This window comes from Micromonospora echinaurantiaca (genome assembly GCF_900090235.1).
GTDB classification, from domain to species: Bacteria; Actinomycetota; Actinomycetes; order Mycobacteriales; family Micromonosporaceae; genus Micromonospora; species Micromonospora echinaurantiaca.
In genome coordinates, this window is the sequence record NZ_LT607750.1 from 3,076,885 (window position 1) to 3,093,476 (window position 16,592).

Annotated in this window: 14 protein-coding genes and 1 pseudogene; 4 read left to right on the forward strand and 11 right to left on the reverse strand. The window is 70.5% G+C overall.

Annotated elements, in window-relative coordinates:
- Positions 1 to 95: 95 nt before the first annotated feature.
- Genes GA0070609_RS14090 through GA0070609_RS14100 form a run of 3 tightly spaced genes read right to left on the reverse strand, consistent with a single transcriptional unit; the run spans position 96 to position 3,169 of the window.
- On the reverse strand, positions 96 to 704 hold the full coding sequence (locus GA0070609_RS14090) for a cysteine hydrolase (RefSeq protein WP_088994230.1): 609 nt from the start codon (positions 702 to 704) through the stop codon (positions 96 to 98).
- 10 nt (positions 705 to 714) lie between these two features.
- Complete coding sequence (locus GA0070609_RS14095; RefSeq protein WP_088997725.1) at positions 715 to 2,805, reverse strand: amylo-alpha-1,6-glucosidase; 2,091 nt, start codon at positions 2,803 to 2,805, stop codon at positions 715 to 717.
- Positions 2,798 to 3,169, reverse strand: coding sequence for an SCP2 sterol-binding domain-containing protein (locus tag GA0070609_RS14100; RefSeq protein ID WP_157748155.1), 372 nt, complete (start codon positions 3,167 to 3,169; stop codon positions 2,798 to 2,800). Before GA0070609_RS14100 ends, GA0070609_RS14095 begins: the two co-directional genes overlap by 8 nt.
- A gap of 88 nt (positions 3,170 to 3,257) precedes the next feature.
- Here GA0070609_RS14100 and GA0070609_RS34875 point away from each other — a divergent pair, with 88 nt between their 5' ends.
- Both GA0070609_RS34875 and GA0070609_RS14110 read left to right on the forward strand, forming a co-directional pair.
- Complete coding sequence (locus GA0070609_RS34875; protein WP_157748156.1) at positions 3,258 to 3,440, forward strand: hypothetical protein; 183 nt, start codon at positions 3,258 to 3,260, stop codon at positions 3,438 to 3,440.
- A 43-nt stretch (positions 3,441 to 3,483) separates the two neighbouring features.
- Positions 3,484 to 4,191, forward strand: coding sequence for a DinB family protein (locus GA0070609_RS14110; protein WP_231928751.1), 708 nt, complete (start codon positions 3,484 to 3,486; stop codon positions 4,189 to 4,191).
- A gap of 27 nt (positions 4,192 to 4,218) precedes the next feature.
- Here GA0070609_RS14110 and GA0070609_RS35180 read toward each other — a convergent pair.
- Both GA0070609_RS35180 and GA0070609_RS33205 read right to left on the reverse strand, forming a co-directional pair.
- Positions 4,219 to 4,329, reverse strand: a pseudogene (locus GA0070609_RS35180) (hypothetical protein); the annotation flags it as partial.
- A gap of 302 nt (positions 4,330 to 4,631) precedes the next feature.
- Positions 4,632 to 5,027: a hypothetical protein gene (locus tag GA0070609_RS33205; protein ID WP_157748157.1), complete on the reverse strand. Its 396-nt coding sequence runs from the start codon at positions 5,025 to 5,027 to the stop codon at positions 4,632 to 4,634.
- 34 nt (positions 5,028 to 5,061) lie between these two features.
- Between GA0070609_RS33205 and GA0070609_RS14115 the strand changes: the two genes are divergently transcribed.
- A complete protein-coding gene (locus tag GA0070609_RS14115) occupies positions 5,062 to 5,316 on the forward strand; it encodes a hypothetical protein (RefSeq protein ID WP_088994233.1) in 255 nt (84 codons plus the stop codon).
- A gap of 180 nt (positions 5,317 to 5,496) precedes the next feature.
- Here the strand turns inward: GA0070609_RS14115 and GA0070609_RS14120 are convergent, their stop codons facing one another.
- A complete protein-coding gene (locus tag GA0070609_RS14120; RefSeq protein ID WP_157748158.1) occupies positions 5,497 to 6,051 on the reverse strand; it encodes a TetR/AcrR family transcriptional regulator in 555 nt (184 codons plus the stop codon).
- 37 nt (positions 6,052 to 6,088) lie between these two features.
- Between GA0070609_RS14120 and GA0070609_RS14125 the strand changes: the two genes are divergently transcribed.
- Positions 6,089 to 6,442, forward strand: coding sequence for a DoxX family protein (locus GA0070609_RS14125; RefSeq protein WP_088994235.1), 354 nt, complete (start codon positions 6,089 to 6,091; stop codon positions 6,440 to 6,442).
- 213 nt (positions 6,443 to 6,655) lie between these two features.
- Here the strand turns inward: GA0070609_RS14125 and GA0070609_RS14130 are convergent, their stop codons facing one another.
- The 5 genes from GA0070609_RS14130 to GA0070609_RS14150 all read right to left on the reverse strand — a co-directional run bounded on the left by GA0070609_RS14130 (position 6,656) and on the right by GA0070609_RS14150 (position 16,395).
- Positions 6,656 to 7,888 (reverse strand): MFS transporter, encoded by a 1,233-nt coding sequence (locus GA0070609_RS14130; protein WP_088994236.1) that lies wholly within the window; start codon positions 7,886 to 7,888, stop codon positions 6,656 to 6,658.
- A gap of 296 nt (positions 7,889 to 8,184) precedes the next feature.
- The gene (locus GA0070609_RS14135; protein WP_088994237.1) at positions 8,185 to 9,456 is read right to left on the reverse strand and encodes a TIGR02679 family protein; all 1,272 of its coding nucleotides are present in this window, start codon (positions 9,454 to 9,456) and stop codon (positions 8,185 to 8,187) included.
- On the reverse strand, positions 9,453 to 13,493 hold the full coding sequence (locus tag GA0070609_RS14140) for a TIGR02680 family protein (RefSeq protein ID WP_088994238.1): 4,041 nt from the start codon (positions 13,491 to 13,493) through the stop codon (positions 9,453 to 9,455). Before GA0070609_RS14140 ends, GA0070609_RS14135 begins: the two co-directional genes overlap by 4 nt.
- Positions 13,490 to 14,713: a TIGR02678 family protein gene (locus tag GA0070609_RS14145; RefSeq protein ID WP_088994239.1), complete on the reverse strand. Its 1,224-nt coding sequence runs from the start codon at positions 14,711 to 14,713 to the stop codon at positions 13,490 to 13,492. Before GA0070609_RS14145 ends, GA0070609_RS14140 begins: the two co-directional genes overlap by 4 nt.
- Positions 14,710 to 16,395 carry a TIGR02677 family protein gene (locus GA0070609_RS14150; RefSeq protein ID WP_197700289.1) on the reverse strand — a complete coding sequence of 562 codons (1,686 nt, stop codon included), beginning with the start codon at positions 16,393 to 16,395 and terminating at the stop codon, positions 14,710 to 14,712. Before GA0070609_RS14150 ends, GA0070609_RS14145 begins: the two co-directional genes overlap by 4 nt.
- Positions 16,396 to 16,592: the final 197 nt, after the last annotated feature.

Genomic DNA, 16,592 nt, shown 5'->3' on the forward strand with positions numbered 1-16,592 from the left:
AGCTGCTACCTCACCGGGCGCGGGTGTCTGGTGGAGGGCATGGAGGTGTCAGAACATGGTGGCCGTGCCCGGCGCCCGCCGCCCACGTGAAGGGCTCAGGGTCCGCCCGTCAGGCGGCGGACCACGTCGTCGGTGCTGACCACCGGTCCGAGCTGGCCCAACGTGGCCAGACTCGCCCGGTGCGCGTCGTCGGTGGCCGCCGTGCACGCGTCCGAGACGGTCACGATGCGATACCCGTGGTTGACCGCCTCGTACGCGGTGCCGGTGATGGACAGGTTGGTGGCGACGCCCGTGAACAGGACGGTCTGCACGCCCCGGGCGCGCAGGATCGTGTCCAGGTCGGTGCCGAAGAAGCCGCTGAGCCGGACGTGGGTGATGACGACGTCGCCGGACTGCGGCGCGACCTCGTCGATGATCCGGGTCTTCGGGGCGCCCTCGAGGAAGGCGTTCCGCTGCCGGATCAGGGCGAAGGCGGGGGTGTTGGGGATGAGGTCCGGATAGCCGGGACGGTGAGCGACGCGCGTGTAGACGACGGAACCGCCGCCGGTCCGCACGGCGGCGGCGACCCGTGCCGCGTGCGACGCGACATGGTGCCGGGCGACCTGGTCGGCGAAGAGCGGGCCGAACAGCCCGTCGGGGCTGACGACCTCGTGCTGCCAGTGGACGCAGAGGACGGCGGTACGCGCCGGGTCGATTTCCTCCATCGTCCCTCCGTCACGGTGGCGACAGCTGTAGCGGCGCCGGCTGGAGTTCGCGGCGGTCGGCTGTGGCCGGCCGTCTGCCGTAGGCGTCGAGGCGCCCCCATCGGCCGGGGATGTCCAGCAGCGCCACGAAGTCGAGGTTAGCGGGCAGAGCCGGCCTGATCACCAGATCTTCGCCGACCGGCCGGATGCCGAGCATCGTTCGCAGCAGGAGCAGTGGGGCGCCGGCGGACCATGCCTGAGGGCTGCACGCGGTCGGGTAGTTGACGGGGTACCGGGTCTCGGCGCGGGTGCTGCCGGCGAACGCCTCCGGCAGCCGGCCGTCGTAGAAGGCCGCCGCGTCCAGGATGCCGGCCGCGACCCGCGCCGCCTCGTCGGCGTACCCGTACCGCCGCATCCCGAGGGCGATGAACGAGTTGTCGAACGGCCAGATCGTCCCCACGTGGTACCCGATCGGGTTGTAGCGGGCCTCGCCCTGGGCCAGCGTGCGGATGCCCCAGCCACTGAAGAGTGCGGGCGACATCAGGTGCCGCACCACGGCGGCGGCCTTCTGTTCGTCGAGGATGCCGCTCCAGAGCAGGTGGCCCATGTTCGACGCCAGGGCATCCACCTGGCGGCCCTCACCGTCGAGGGCGAGGGCGATGTACTCGCCGTCGGCGACCCAGAAGTCGCGGTTGAAGCGGTCCTTGAGCTCGGCCGCCTCCCGCTCCAGCCGGTCCGCGTACGCCGGGTCGTTCCAGATGCCGCGGGCGAGCCGTGCGGTGCGCATCTTCGCGTCGTACGCGTACCCCTGCAGCTCGCAGGTGGCGCGGGGGAAGGACGGCAGCCGGCCGTCGCGGAACGAGATGCCGTCCCAGGAGTCCTTCCAACATTGGTTCTCCAAGCCGTTGATCGTGTTGCGCCGCTGGTAGGAGATGTACCCGGCACCGGTCAGGTCCGCGTAGTCGTTGATCCAGTCGATCGCCGCGCGCGCTTCCTGCTCGACCGAGCGGACCAGGTCCGCGTCACCGGTCCACCGCTCGTACTCGTCGAGCAGCACGAGGAACAGTGGCGTGGCGTCCGCGCTGCCGAAGTACGGACTGTGCGGCGTCTCGTCGAAGACGGTCCGCTCGCCGTATCGCATCTCGTGCAGGATCCGGCCGGGTTCCTCCTCCCGGAAGTCGTCGACCCGGCTGCCCTGCCGAAACGCCAGCACCTGCAGGGTGGTGGCGGCGAGTTCCGACGCGACCGGCAACGCCTGAAAGCTGGTGAGGATGCTGTCCCGGCCGAAGAGACTCATGAACCAGGGCAGCCCGGCCGCCGGAACACTCTTGTCCTCGGCGAGGAAGGGACTGAACCGCAGCGCAGCCAGGTCGATCAAGCTCTGTCGGTAGGTGCCACGCAGCGGCTCCCAGCCGCACTCCAGGCGCGGCGCCTGGTCCAGCCAGTCCAGCAGGTCGCGCTGTTTGTCGCGCCCCGCCCGCACCGCTCGACCGGGAATGGTGAGCCGATCCAGACCTCGTGGCATGGGAAGATCGGGCAGCGCACTGAGCCGGCCGGACCATCGACTGTGCGGCTCGATGTGCACCTCGAGCGTCACGCCGTTCTCGTCGAACGCCGCCGGCACCGACGCCGAGACGAGCGTCTCCCGCCGGAACCGTTCGCGCTCGTAGCCGAGGACGAGGCACCGCCCGTCGTCGACTCGCCGGTAGTGCCGTCCCTTCTTCGTCAACGCCGCGTCCTTGACCTCGAAGAGGTCCGCGAAGTCGGCGTCCACCTCGACCCGCAGGGTCAGGTCGACCGGTCGCCGATCGTTGTTGGTGATGATCAGTTCCTCGTGCAGGCCAGAGTCCAGGTTGTGGATCCGGCGCACGGTGAGGGTGCTGTTGACGTAGACGTCGTGCTCGCCGGGGACCAGGTAGAAGCGGTTCTCGAAGTAGTGGACCTCGTCGATGGAGAGGGTGGTCAGCCGCTCGCCGTTGATGGTCAGCTGCCACTTCGACAACAAGCGAGTGTCGTGGGCGAAAAGGCCGTGCTCAGCGTCGGGTGACGCGACGATGTCGCCCGTCCGATCGGATACGACGAAGGTAGTTCCGTCCAGAATGCTGACCTGGCTCTCACTCACGGCCACCTCCCGGCGTCCGGTCCCTCTCGGAAGTCGGCGGCGGCGGAAACAACCTCCGTACGGTCGCGAAGAGCCGAGGGCTGCCCTCCACGGTCGCCTCGCCGCGCAGCACCGTGGTCAGGAAATACGTCTCACCGGTGGCGATCCGGTCGAAGACCGCCCCATCCGCCCGGACGACCGCATCCCCGCCCGTCGCCTGCTCCGACACCGTGATGTCGCCCTTGCTGATGGAGATCAGCCAATGGGAGACCTGACCGTCCCGGCTGATGTCGAAACGGACACTGCCCTCATGCAACGCCGTCAACCGGCAGTCGCGTCTCCCCTGAGCAAGGCCGCGGAAGAAATCCTGGGTGGCATCAGCCATCGTGACCCCCTCACGGCCCAGCATGCCCCGCCAACATGCGGTCGCACCTCACCCGAAGCAGGTGAGGTTCACACGGGCATGGCCATCGATGCTGCGCGCCGACCTCGATGATGGTGCCGCCGTAGGTGAGCCGGTCGACGATGGGCCCGCGCAAGCGCGGATCGTGACGGTCTTGGTGCATCCGGAGAAGGATTCGGTGGAGGCGATCGCGACGCTGTCGCGTTCTTCGCGCTCGGTCAGGACATGGAGGATGCCACATCAAGCCGGCTGACTTGTCGGTGCTCGGACCTAGTATGCGGAGCATGAGGCGGTATGTGGACGAGGAGCTGCACGGTGCGGAGTTCCGCGAGTGCGATCTGACCGGGGCACGCCTGATCGGCGTCGTCATGCAGGATGCCGTGATCGACGGGCTCATCACCAACCTCGTAGTGAACGGTGTCGAGGTCACCGAGTACGTCGAGGCAGAGCTCGACCGGCGTCATCCGGTGCGGGTGCTGATCCGCTCCGAGGACCCTGCCGATCTGCGCGAGGCAGCGCGTCAGCTCCATGCCGGCTGGGCCGCCACGATCGAGCGAATCCGCCGTACGCCCGGCATCGAGCGCCGCAGCGTGAACGACGAGTGGTCGGCGGTGCAGACGATGCGCCACCTGGTCTTCGTCCACGACTCGTGGTTCCGCCGCTGCTGCCTGGGCTCGACGGAGCTGTTCACGCCGATGGGCATCGGGCCGACCGTCGAGCCCTACCGTGGAGCGCACGGGCTTGACCTCTCGCTCGATCCGACCCTCGACGAGATCGTGAGCATGCGTGACGCACAGGCCGCCGAGCTCGAGGCCTGGCTCGACGAGGTCACCGCTGTGCAGCTCGCAGCGCGAGCGCCGGTGCCCGACGACGATGTCTGGCCGCCGTACGCCCGGGGCCGCTCGGTACGGCAGTGCCTCGGCACGGTGCTCAACGAGACCTTCGAGCACCACGGCTTCTGCGTCCGCGACCTCGACCTGATCGAGGCACAGGACGCTGCGTAGGGCCGGCCACGGACTCAGCAACTTGCGGATGCGGGCATCGCTGACCGTCTGCGCGGTGCCGAGCTGCTGGGCCCCGAGCTGGACGCGGTACTTCTCGAGTATCCGGCGGGCCTGACCTAGGTGCCGGCCGGGCGGGCGGCCGCCGGGAGCGCGGCGAGCTTGTGCAGGTGCGCCGCTTGAAGGTCAGCGATGCGGTCCATCAGTGCACGATCGGCGGGGATGGTCGAGTCCAGCTCGGCGCCGCTCGACGACGCCCTGAGGCAGACCGGGTAGCGCTCCAGTCAAGCCTCCAGGTGGGACCACATCACACCGACACAACATTCGGCACCCCGACCGATGGGGCCGAATCACACCGCCAGGTGGGGCCAAGTCAAGCCGCTGAAGCCACCCATCCCCCACAGACACAGGCAGAACAGCTCATCAAGCCGATCTTGCTGAGATCACCTCACCGTCAGACCATACGAGTGAGCCCGCCCGAGCATTTCAAGCTCAAGATTTCCGCAAGTTGCGTTCGACATCGTCGTACCTCGAAGTGTTTCTGCCAGACTCGGTCGCACGAGGATGCCGATCCAGCCGGCCGGCAGTGGCAAGTGGACGGTTCCGAGGGTGCGCAATAATCTGCTATTCCGGCCCGCGCTGCCGGAACGAAATCCCAGGAAGGGAGAGACTGTGACACGTCTCCGCTCGATGGCCTGCTCGGCCCTGTTGGGAACCACGCTGGCGATGGCTTCCACGACGGTATTCGCACCTCCGGCGTCAGCCGGGTCGCTGTACTGGAAGAACGGAACCAACGTCTCGAAGTCAACGGTGTGGTCAGGAGCGACCGCCAGCAACATGCAGTGCTACTTCCCATCGGGATACAACGCGACCATGTGTATCCGGTTCGACCGGCGGGCCATCTACGTACGGAACGACAAGGCCAACGGCTACTTCAAGCTGGGGCAGTGGACCGGGGGCGGCAACACGTACATCTGCCAGAACAACCGCACGAAGACCTCCGGCGACGGCAGCTGGGTGGCCTGCCAATGGAACTGGCCGAAAAAGAACTGCTACACCAAGCGGACCGGATACGGGCAGCACGAATGGTACGTGATCAGCCCCGCCAGCGGCGTCAAGTGCTACTAGTCCCATAGGAGAGCACGCCCTGGCGGGAGCCGGAGCGCATCGCCGACGACACTCTCCTCATGCGAGCAGAGCGTGTCGTCGGCGGTGCGCGCGTCCGCGCTTTGCGTCAACCAACGCGGCACCGGCAAATCGAAGATGATGTGATCCGGGCGAACTCGGGGCACCTCTGGCGTGCCTGGTTCACGCCCCGGGAATCCGTACTCCGGATGCCAACTCGGAGAGGAGACCAAATACGGCGCGCAGGTCGTCGGCCGGCAGGGGTGGTTGAGCCATGCTCGCACCGATCGCGATGAGGTGGGGAACGAGGGCTGCGGTGTGCACCCGCCGCTCATCACGGAGAATTCGGGCCCACGTGCGGCGCAGGAACTCGAGCCGTGCGCCGTCCAGTCGTTCCTGTGTGGCGCGGGCCGCCGGGTCGGTCACCGCCCAACTGCGTACCGCCCGTTCAAGGTCGGCATCAAACAGGCCGGTCAGGCGGTCGGTCAGGGCGCCGAGAGCGGCATCGGCCGGGACCTGTTCCAGGTCCGCGGCAAGGCGTTCCAGCAGCGCCAACTGGTCCTGCTCGTGCCGCTCCAGCAGCGCCCGGCGATAGTCCTCCATCCCGGCGAAGTGATGGTGGAAAGAGCCTTTCGTCAGCTTGAGTCGGGCCGCGATGCGGTCGGCCCGGACACCCGACGCACCCTCGGCCGCCAGCGCATCAAGCCCTGCCGTGAGCCAGCGTTCCCGGGTCGACATAAGATCAACATACCATACCGTATGGTATGTTGATTTGATGTCAGCCCTTCCCGACCCGGTCTGGCCCGTCATCCTTCTTGCGGTGATCTCGTTCGGCGACGGTCTGCTGTGTCTGCGTCCGGTGTCGTTCATCGCGAGATGCCTGGAGGACGTGCACTGGCCCCGCCGCTACTGGTGGGTCCTCGCCCCCGTCAAGTTCGCGGCAGCCGCCGGCCTCATCGCCGGCATCTGGGTGCCGTACCTCGGGCTCATCACGTCGGCCGCGCTGGTGCTGTACTTCATCGTGGCGATCGCGTTGCACATTCGTGCCCGCGACCTCGGCCGCAACCTCTTCGTCAACGCGACCGGCATGCTGATCGTCTGCGTCTTCACCCTCGTCGCGAGCTTCTAGCTCGGACGGGAGCACATCTCACAGGAGCAGTCCGCTTTGGACCAATGTTGGGATTGGGCCGCAATGAAACGTCGTAATCTTGTATTCGCCGGACGGCCGCACTCGCCGCATGCGGCAGCCCGGGTACGGGTCCGAAGGGGAGCTCCGGCATGCTGGCCTTCGCCATGCGCGGGTGAGGGCCGGCAGCAGTCAGACAGCTGGATCTGATCGCATTCAGGGTGTACCGGCGGGTATCAGGGGGTGCTGTCCACGCGGTGGCCTGTGGCGCAGGTCGGATGAGTCTGGGTGCCGGATGAACGCCCAGGTGGCGAGGGCGAGAGCGATCAGACACAGCGCTCCCGGGACGAGGAAGCCGATCTGGTGTCCCAGCGTGGCAACGGACGCCATGGCCACGAGACTTCCGTTGACGGTCGCCACGTTTTCATGGCTGAGGTATATCGACGTGGCCGTACCGGCACGACCTGCCATCAACCGTTGGGCGAGGTCGAGACCGGCAATGACTGTGGCGGCGCCGAACACCGCGTAGACGACCTGCAGCAGCATCAGCTGTCCAGGTGTGGTGACGACGACGAGGCCGCCGTAGTAGGCGACGCTCGCGGCACCCCCGACCAGGAACACTTTGCCGCGTCCCCAGCGCAGGGCCGCGTACGCCATCATCGGCATGAGGGCCAGTTCGCACAGTGGCGGCAGCGCGAGCACGATTCCAGTCATCTGCAGCGGGGCGTGCAGGGACACGGTCACCAGGATCGGTAACTGGGACAGCAGCATGATGCGTCCGCTGGAGAACAGCACCATGACGACCACGAGGATCAGCAGTAGCCGCGTACCGCCGTCCGTCCTCTTCTGGGCACCGCGCCTGTCATCGGTGCTCTGCTGCTTGACCGGCTGAGGTGCCGTGGCGTCGGTGTTGTGCCCTCGCAGCAGGTACCACGACAGCGCCAGACAGCCAAGGCAGACGACGGCGACGACCCGGAACAGCGGGCGTGCTCCGAGGTAGGCCAGGCCGAGACCGCTGATGCCGAATCCGGTGAACGAACCGACGGACAACACGATGCGCATCAGGGCGATCACGACGGTGGGGGCGGCGGTGTCTTCCCGGCGATCGACGAGGTCACGCGCGTAGGCCATCAGCTGGGCGTTGGGGACGCCCACCGCGCAGAAGAAGACGACGCCGACGGCGAGCATCGCCGGGTACGTCCGCACGCTCGCTAGGGCCGCGTAGCCGATGCCCAGCCACGCGAGGCTCGCCGGGACGATCACTCGTCGGGCACCAACGAGGTCGGAGACGTGGCCCGTTGCGAGCATCACCGCCATACTGGCCAGTGCGACGACAACGAAATTGACCGTCACCATGGTGTCCGAGGCGCCCAGCTCATCCCGGGCAAACAACGACAGCACGCCGAGTGCCGCGAACGACGCCGTCGAGCTGACCAGCATCAACAACATCAACGGTCGGTATGGCGCTACGGCGCGCCACCCCACCACAACCCGGCAATTACCGCGAGCGTGCCGCCGAGCGTCGGTCTGCGCCACCACCAACACCTCCACGTGGGATGGGTGGCCATCGGCCACCTGGCGAACCTACGCGCGGCGCTTCCATCGATTCGAGCGCTGTCTTTCCAGATCCGCCCCAGCATCTGGCGACAAGTGTTCGCCGATAAGGTCCTGTCCGGACGGCCGCGCCAGCACGGCGGCAGCCCGGTGGTGGACCCCGCCCTGCAGCGGGAAGATTCAAGTAAGGGTCATCCGACCGGTGGATCGGCCCCCGGCCGAACGCCGGTCTCTTCCTCGGTCCCATCGCCGTCGACGTATGCTCCCATGTCGGCAAGCAGGGAATCCGCCACCACTTCCTCAAGCAGAGCTATGCCGTGTGCGCGGACGACTTCAGCCAGTTGCGGGTCCCAGGGGGTGTCGTCGACTCGACCCGCCGGTGGGCCCGCACTCGGCACGGCACGCCGGTAGTCTTCCGCCTGGAGCAGCCACGGTTCCGCGCCCGTCTTGCTCATCACGTGCGCGGCGATCCGCAGGCCTTCGCCGTCGAAGTCTCCGTGGTAGCGGAGCCTCGCCCCGCTGGCAGCGATCGCTCGTAACAACATGATCGCCGCCGTGCTCGGCCATCCAGCAACGCAGACCAGGGGTGGGCAGGCGACACCGAACCTCTGGAGCGCGAGTGCGATCACCGCCGGGTTCTCCACGACGAACACCGGTCCCTGCAGTGGACCGACAGGGTGACGCTTGAGGTGAGCCAGGGTGACCACGGATGCCTGACCGGCGTCGGCCCAGATGCGTAATCCTCGGGCGAGTGGGCCGTCGCCGGCGGGCCGCATCCCCGCGACCAGGACGGAGGTTGACAGCTCGTCACAGGCGACGCCCGAGTACTCCCACAGCCGCCGGCGACCCTCCGCGTCGGTCGGTGTCTCCTCGTCGCGCAGCGCGGCCAAGGCCCGAAGCACCACCTTGCCGAGCCGGCTGTCCTCGTCGAGCGCATGGGAGTCACCGGTGAGGCGGGCGGCCAGCACCGGGAGCGGTTCGCCGGCCGCGGGTAGTGCGGTAAGGACCTCGAATGCCTGCTCCAGCAGCGTCCGGGTGGCGGAGGTGTCGCCGGCGACGAGGCCGCCGGCGCGAACGCGATCGAGCCAGGTGAGCAGGGCCGGCTCGGCGAGGACGGTGGGATGCTCGCGGGCCCACTGCCACAGCTTGGCACGCTCGGCGGCGCGTTCCCGGCGGTCCTCCGCTCGACTGGTGAGGGGGCCACCAATCGCCTCGACCACGCCTCGGGTGTCCAGTCCGCCGGTGGCAGTCTGCAGGATCGTGTCGAGCAGCCGGACGGAAACGGTCACATCCGGGTCCGGGGTGTACGCGAGGCCGAGGAGGTCGGCCAGCGCGGCCCGTTCAGCCGGCTGGAGGTGGTGCAGGCGTACCCGGCTCACCCGCCCGTCGGTGCCCTCGAATCGGCGTCGAAGCTCCGTCCAGAGCGGTGCGAGTTCGGGACGGTCGAACCGGGCTGCCGTCACGGCTCGTCGTCGGCCACGACGTCGTGGCCGGTCCAGACGAAGCGGGCGGTGGTGACCGCGTCGTCGCCGTCCTCGCCGCCGGCGATCAACTGGTGGATGGCGATGCCGTCGACCTCCGCGTAGGTGCACCACTCCTGGTCGGAGGTGAGCAGCAGGTCGAGGTCGAGGGCTTTCAGCACGGCCATCAGCTGTCCACGGTTGGTCTGGTCGACGCCGACGAAGACCTCGTCGAGGAGGATCAGTCGCGGCGCCGAGGGGGCTGCGCGGTAGTGCGCGCCGGCCGCTGCGAACAGCGGCAGGTGCAGCACGATGGCCTTTTCCCCGCCCGACTTGGCGCCGTGCTGGCGTCGGGTGACCGGCGACCAGTCGCCGGTGGCGGACCGGATCTGCACGACGAACCGGTGCCACCGCCGGTAGTCGAGGGCTTCGCCCAGCTGCTGCTCCCAGCCCTGGGTTGAACCGGCGTTGCGGATGTCGTCGATGCGGGCGCGGAAGAAATCGTGCAGGGCTGCCCGCTGGGTCTCGGTCAGTCGCGCCGGGTCCTGCAGCAGGAGGTCCCGGGCCTGCCGTAGCCGGGCGTCAAGGTCGCTGTTGACCTCCCAGATCAGTCGTACGCCGAGGCCGGACACGGTCCGCACGCGTTCGAGTTGCGCGCTGACCTCGCGGACCAGGTCGGCGGCCTGCCGGATGCGTTGCGCGACGTGCCGGCGGGTGTCGCCGGTGAGGGTGCGGTCGAACAGTTGACGCTCCTCCTCGGTCAGGTGAGCTCGCATCTCGTCGCGTTCGGTGGTGAGCCGGTGCACCAGGGCCGTGGGTGTGGTCCGTAGGCCGTCGACGGTGGCGGTGACGATCTGCACGTCGCACTGTTCGTCGGGGATCATTGCCAGGTCGGCGTAGCCGGCAAGCGATGCACTGATGAGGTGCAGCACGTTGCCCAGTTCGCCTTCGTCCTGGCGGAGGTGGCGGGGACCGTGTGGCAGGGCGCCGATTTCCTCGGCGAGCTGCCGCGCGGCCTGCAGGGTCGCGGTCACGGCACCGACGCCGGACAGGTCGGTGGCGAGCGCCGCGTCGGCGCCGAGCAGGTCGACGAGTCGGGCCAGGCGGGCGACCGCGTCGTCGCGGACACCGGTGGCGTCGTCGCGGTCCTGTTCGGCGCGTTCGGCGCGGGCGTTGAGCTCGTGCAGTTGCCCGATGAGGGCCTCGTGGCGGGGGCGTAACCGTCGCAGGTGCTGTTTGAGTTCCTCCGCGTGGGTGCGTAGCCGGTGCACCTCGTCGAGGACGGCCCGGTACTCGACGCCGACGGTCCGCTCCACCGCGTCGAGGCGGGCCGCCAGGCCGGCGGCGGTTTCCTCGGCGGCCTGGGCGCGGGCCGCTTCCTCCTCGGCCAGCTCAATGGCGTGGTCGGCGGTCTCGCGGGCGTCGTCGAGCCGGGTGGCGGTGTGCTCCTCCCGGCCGCGGTCGGTCAACCAGCCCTCGGCCGCCTGCCGCAGTGTCCGCAGCGCGTCGGTCAGCCGGCCGAGGTCCGCCGCGGCGGTGGGCAGGCCGTGCCGGGAGCCGACGAGGGTCAGCTCGCGCAGCGCGGCGCGGACCACCTCGTCGGCGCCTGCGGCCTCACGGGTGGCCTCGTCGAGCAGGTCCTGCGCGCCGGCGAGCTTCAGCTCGGCCTGGACGATCTGGTCCGCCGCACGCACGAGCGGGCGGTGATCCGGTCGGGCTGCCAGCTCCGCCTGGAGCGTGCTGCGCTGCTCGGCCAGTTGCCTGCTCGCCTCGGCCACCGTGGCGCGTTCGGCGTCGATGTCGCCAAGTTCAGCGGTCAGCTCGGTCATCTCCCGCTGCCGGGCCCGCTCCTGGGCGGCCGCGCCCAGGAACTCCACGTCCGGCTTACCGGAGCTGCCGTGCAGCGGGCCGAGCCGCCAACTGCCGTCGGCGCCGACGGCGGCGACGTGGTGAGGGGCGTTTGGCCCGAATGCCACGCCGGCGAGCGCGGCGGCGACCAGCGGCGCCGGCACGGGCGCCCGCTCGTCGGGAGCGAGCACCGCGAGCAAGGACTCGTGCGGCGCGGGTAGCGCGGTGGCGGCGGCCAGGTAGGTGTCGTGGCCACGGCGGTCCGAGGTCACCGAACCGTCGGGCCAGATCCAGGCGTCGAGCAGACCGGACGCCTCGAGGGCGGCCTCCACGGCGGCCTGCACCTCGGTCGGCACGTCAGCCCGCCAGTCGACCAGGCGCCACAGCGGAGCGCCGGGTCGGTCACCGCGGGGCGCCGTCCGCTGCCGCGGCGCCACCGGCTCGTGCGTGGCCGCGCGCGACAACGCCGCCAGCCTGCCGGCGAGCGGTTCCCGCCGCCGAACCAGCTCGGCGTCGCGTGCCCGCCGCTCGGCGTGCGCGGCGGCGAGCTGTTCGCGTACGGCGGCCGACAGGTCGCCGACCAGGGCGTTGAGCGCTACCTCGTCGCCGGCCAGGTCGGCCAGTTCCGCCGCCCGGTCGGTGACCGGCAGGACCGCACAGCCCGACGCCCAGCGGGCGATGACGTCGCGCAGTTCGGCGACCTCGTCGTCGTAGGTTCGCTTGACCTGCCGCAGGGCGGCGCCTGCCGCGTCGCGCTCGGTGCTCCGTCGCTCCCGCCGGGCCTGCGCCCGGTCGCGCTCGACCACGGCCCGTTCGTGGGTGGCCAACGCGGCGGCGACGGCGGCGATCTCGTCCTCTCGGGCGCGGATGATCCCGCGCAGCAGGTGACGGGCCCGGTCCGCGGTCTCGGCGGCGAGCGGTTCGACGTGGGCGGCCATCCCGGCGGCCAGCGCCGCGGCGGTCGTGTCGCGCCAGGACCTGTTGGTCTGCGCGGCGGTGGTGGCGAGTTCGGCGACGAGCCCCTCTGCCCGTTGACTGGCCCTCGCCGCCTCCGCACGGCGGCTGGCTGCCGCGACGACGGCCTGATCGGCGGTGCGTCTCGCGGTTGCTGCCTCCCGCCGCAGCTGGTCGAGCTGCTGGCCCTCGCGGTAGGCGTCGCTGTCGCGTAGGCCCCCGATGGTCTCCTCGGTGACGGCCTGCTCGCGCTCATTGTCGCTGATGGCCGTGCTCACCTGCGCCAGCTCGGCGGCGGCCGCCGCGTGTTCCTGCCGGCGTTGGCGGGCGTCCCGGGTGACGTTGTCCAGCTTGGTGGTGGCCGCGACGACCTCGGCAGCGCCGCGCCGCAACGCCCGGCGCGCGTACCGTTGCTGGCGCTCGGCGAGCCGGCGTGCCGCGGTCACTTCCTCGTCGAGCCGAGCCAGGCGCTCGCGCCGTCGGTCCAGCTGCTCGAAGCCCTCGGCGATCTCAGCCAGGTCGGCGGCGTCCAGCGGCGGCAGGGCCTTCGACAGCACCTCGGACAACGCGTCGGGGTTCAGGTGCTCAGACAGTTTCGGGGTACGCAGCTGCAGCAGGGTCGCGATCAGCGCCTCGTACTGCGTCTCGCTGAGCCCGCGGAACAAGGTCTCCCGTACCGCGCGCCGGTAGGACTCGGCGCCGGTGTGTACGGCGCCGCGGTCACCGAGTGCCTGGGTCAGGTCCTGGCGGGTCAACGGGACGTTGCCGTCCTTGACCAGGGACAGACCGGCGGGCTCACCCACCCGCAGTTCGGTGGTGAAGTAGGCGGTGTCGACGGTGCGGGTGTTGGTGGAGGCGGCCAGCCGGGCGCCGCAGGTGAACCAGCGCGGTCCGTCGTCACCGTCGTGTCCGAACTCCAGCCACACGTAGCCCACCCGGGTGGTGTGCGGGTAGCCGTCGCCCATCAGGTTCCAGTGCATGGTGCGTTCGGAACCGCCGAAGGTGGACAGTCGCGAGGGGCGCAGGTTGGCGTCGAGCAGGTAGGGCAGCAGCAGTTCCAAGGCCTTGGACTTGCCGGTGCCGTTGGGTCCCCGCAGCAGCAGTCGACCGCGGTGGAAGGTGAACACCTCGTCGTAGTAGCGCCAGACGTTGAGCACGCCGGCCCGGGTGGGCTGCCAGCGGTCGGTACGCAGCGTGCCGGCGGGAGCGTCGCCGCTGGGCAGGGTCAGGACGGTCACCGGCGGCTCCTGGCTCGGGTGGGGCTGACGACGGTGGGCGCGCCGATGGCGTAGCGGGCGGCGGCGGGCAGAGCGCGAACACTTCCGCCGGCCCGGTCGACGAGCCCGAACCGGCCGAGCAGGGCCAGCGCTTCCTCGGTGAGCCGCTGCGGGCCGCCGTCGGAGCGGTAGGTGCGCGCCCACTGCGGCACCGCCGCGAACCGGGTGGCGAGCTGCCCGACGAGCTGTTCCTCGTCGACCGGGGCGGGGCGGGCGGCGAGGACGGTGTCGAGCAGCAGCAGCGCCGCCTGCCCGGCGACGCTGCCGGAAGCCGGGAACCTCTCGTCCGTGGCCAGGGCATCCGGGTCGACGGCAAGGAGCCCTTCGGCGCGTTCCTCCAGCAGCATCCCGGCGTCGGCCATCGCGGTGCGCAGCATCCGACGGCCGGTGATGCTGGCCGCGTAGGCGCGTTGCGCGTCGGACAGGTCGCTGAAGTAGACCACCGGGTCGTCGAGGAGCCGCCGCACGATCGAATGCCGCAGCCAGCGGTTGCGCTGCTCGTCGGAGACGTCAGCGGCGGGATCGTCGGCGCCGCCGTAGCGAGGCTCGTGCACCAGCGCCGCCACATCCCGGTCGGGTAGCCGCGACGGCGCCTGCCGCGCGGCGAGCAGCCGGACCAGCCTGCCGCTGTCGACCCGGTAGAGCACCTTGGCGTCGGCGTGCTGCAGGTAGGCGTCGGTGCTGCCGTCGACGGCGGTGAGCACACCCAACTCCTCCAGCACGAGCAGGGCGTCGACGTACGCCCGGCGGTCGTCGTGCCGGGAGCTGTCGAACGCGGCGATGTCCGGCTCGACGGCGGACGCCTGGGCCAGCCGCTCGGCCACGATGCCGATCGTGGTCACCGGCCCGGCCAGCAGCTCGGCGGCCACCAGGCAGAGCAGGGTGTAGCGGCGACGGTCAAGCGGGCTCCGCGCGCCACGCGGACGGCGGGCCGGACGATCGAGCGGCGGCCGTGGTGACGTCTTCATCAGCCGGGCGTAGCCGGCGCGGGGTTCGACGATCAACCGCCAGCCGGCGTGCGTGTCGAACCAGGCGACCAGGTCGGCTCGGTGCCGCACGACCAGGGCGAAGTCGGCGGCCGCGGTGTCGCGGGTGAGCAGGGGACGGGCCAGCAGGGCTCGGATCGCCTGGGCCCGCTCGGCCGCCCGCTCACGGTCGAGCTCGCTGCGCAGATCGCTCACGCCGACCGCCCGTCGATCATCATCGGGGCCTCGCTGCCGAGTCCCGGCGGGCTGGCGTCGCCGGGCGCGACGAGCCGCTCGGCCTCGTCGAGGATCGCCGGCAGGTCGGGGGGCTCGGTGTCGGTAGCCTGGCGGGGAAAAGCGGGCGTCGGGCGGGCCTCGCTGATCGAGACCAGCAGATCGGGGGCGGACAGTACGCCGTGTGGTGTCCGGAGCAGCGCGCGGCCGGCACTGTCGGCGTCGGTGAGCGTCACCACCAGCCGACCGTCGGCCGTCGCCGCGCGACGCACGCCGTGCCGTTCGGGGGCGGACAGCGCCCGCGACAGCAGCTCCAGCAGCCGCGCGAAACTGCCCGGGTCGAGCCGTCCGAACGCCGACAGTCGCACCGGCCCGGGGGTGGCCAGCTGCCGCCACGCCCGCTCGAGCTCCGCCCGCTCCGCCACCACCCGCTCGCGGCGCAGCCGGCGTACCTCGGCGGTGTCGCGGACCCTGGCCGTGCGGGCGACCTTGTCCGCCTGTCCGGTGGTGCGCAGCAACGGTGACACGGGCACCGCCGGCGCGTGCCACCACGACGTGGTGGCCGGTACCGCCGTCGGGTCGTCCAGTGCGAGGTGGGTGTGCCGGGCGGGCCACAGCCCGAAGGCGGCGGACCACAACGTGTGCGCCGCCTCGTCGGACTCACAGGTGGCGAACCAGCGGGCCAGCGCACGGAAGTCGGCGGCGGTGCTGGTGCCGCGCCGCCGACTGTCGGTCAGCCGTTCCAGGGCCCGCATCAGGGCGACGATGGCGCGTCGGGCGACGTCGGCGAGCTGGTCGATGCGGGGGCGGGCGCCGTCGCCGGGCCGGAACCACGAGCACAGGCCGTCCCACCGCGCGGCACGCTGCTCCAGCCAGCGCGGGGCGGGGTCGCTGCTGCCGGGCAGGGTAGGCAGGTCGGCGCCGCGCAGGGCCCGGTGATGCAGGACGGTGACGCCGCGCTGCTGGATGCGGGCCACCGCCTCGGCGATCGCCTGCCGGCGCCCGTCGAGGTTCGTGACGAACTCCGACAGGTAGGCGATGGTGGCCTGCTTGACCTCGGCGAACGTGGTGGGGTCGGCGCCCTCCTCGCGTAGCAGCCGCTGAAGCTGGCCGTTGAACTGTTTGGTGCTGGCCCGCAGGCCGGCGAGGTGCCCCTCGAGTTCCATGAGGGCGGCGTAGACACGGCGGTCCGCAGCGGTGTCGTCGGTGAGCAGGTCATGCAGCTCACCGAGGCGATCGAGGATGGCGTCGAGCACCGCCGTCTGCAGCGCCCCGGTCGAGGACAGGTGCTGCACCGCGTGCAGCACGCCCTCGTAGGCGGCCTCCCCCTTGCGGCTCAACGAGTAGTGCAGGTTACGCCGCTCGTACTCGGCGGCGGAGGCGTAGTGGGCGCTGTGGTTCTGCGTACGCTCGATGAGCCCGTACTTGTGCAGCGCCCCGAGGGTGTAGTCGAGCGAGCTGTCGGCGACCGGCTCGTACCAGCCGACGCCGGGCAACGCCGCGAGGATCTCGTCGAAGGTCAACGCCGCGACCAGCCGCTCGTGGGCGTCGCCGAAGACCTGCATGACGGCGGTGTGCAACTCGGCCCGGTCGGTGGTGGTGAAGGCGAACATGTCCGCCGGGACCTGGCGGAACATCGGTCGGGAGCGCGGACCGTCCACCACGTGCCCTCCCCTGCTCGTCGTCCTGCGGACGTTCCCGCAGGCTACCGGGCGACACCGACAGGCCGCCGCATCGCCGGCCACCGGCGCCGCGGGATCGATCGCGCCCAGCCCATGGTGGCACCACGCCGAAGGGGCTGGCCCGACCGGACAACACCGCTTGGCCCGTCCGCAGGTCAGCGTCAACCCTTCGTGATCAA

Excerpts from the sequence above, each read along its gene's own strand:
- GA0070609_RS33205 (WP_157748157.1), bottom strand. The coding sequence starts at position 5,027 with ATGTTGCTGGCGGTCGCTCCTGACCACACCGTTGACTTCGAGACGTTG.
- GA0070609_RS14120 (WP_157748158.1), bottom strand. The coding sequence starts at position 6,051 with ATGTCGACCCGGGAACGCTGGCTCACGGCAGGGCTTGATGCGCTGGCG.
- GA0070609_RS14130 (WP_088994236.1), bottom strand. The coding sequence starts at position 7,888 with ATGTTGTTGATGCTGGTCAGCTCGACGGCGTCGTTCGCGGCACTCGGC.
- GA0070609_RS14115 (WP_088994233.1), top strand. The coding sequence starts at position 5,062 with ATGTGTATCCGGTTCGACCGGCGGGCCATCTACGTACGGAACGACAAG.
- GA0070609_RS14090 (WP_088994230.1), bottom strand. The coding sequence starts at position 704 with ATGGAGGAAATCGACCCGGCGCGTACCGCCGTCCTCTGCGTCCACTGG.
- GA0070609_RS14125 (WP_088994235.1), top strand. The coding sequence starts at position 6,089 with ATGTCAGCCCTTCCCGACCCGGTCTGGCCCGTCATCCTTCTTGCGGTG.
- GA0070609_RS34875 (WP_157748156.1), top strand. The coding sequence starts at position 3,258 with ATGCTGCGCGCCGACCTCGATGATGGTGCCGCCGTAGGTGAGCCGGTC.
- GA0070609_RS14100 (WP_157748155.1), bottom strand. The coding sequence starts at position 3,169 with ATGGCTGATGCCACCCAGGATTTCTTCCGCGGCCTTGCTCAGGGGAGA.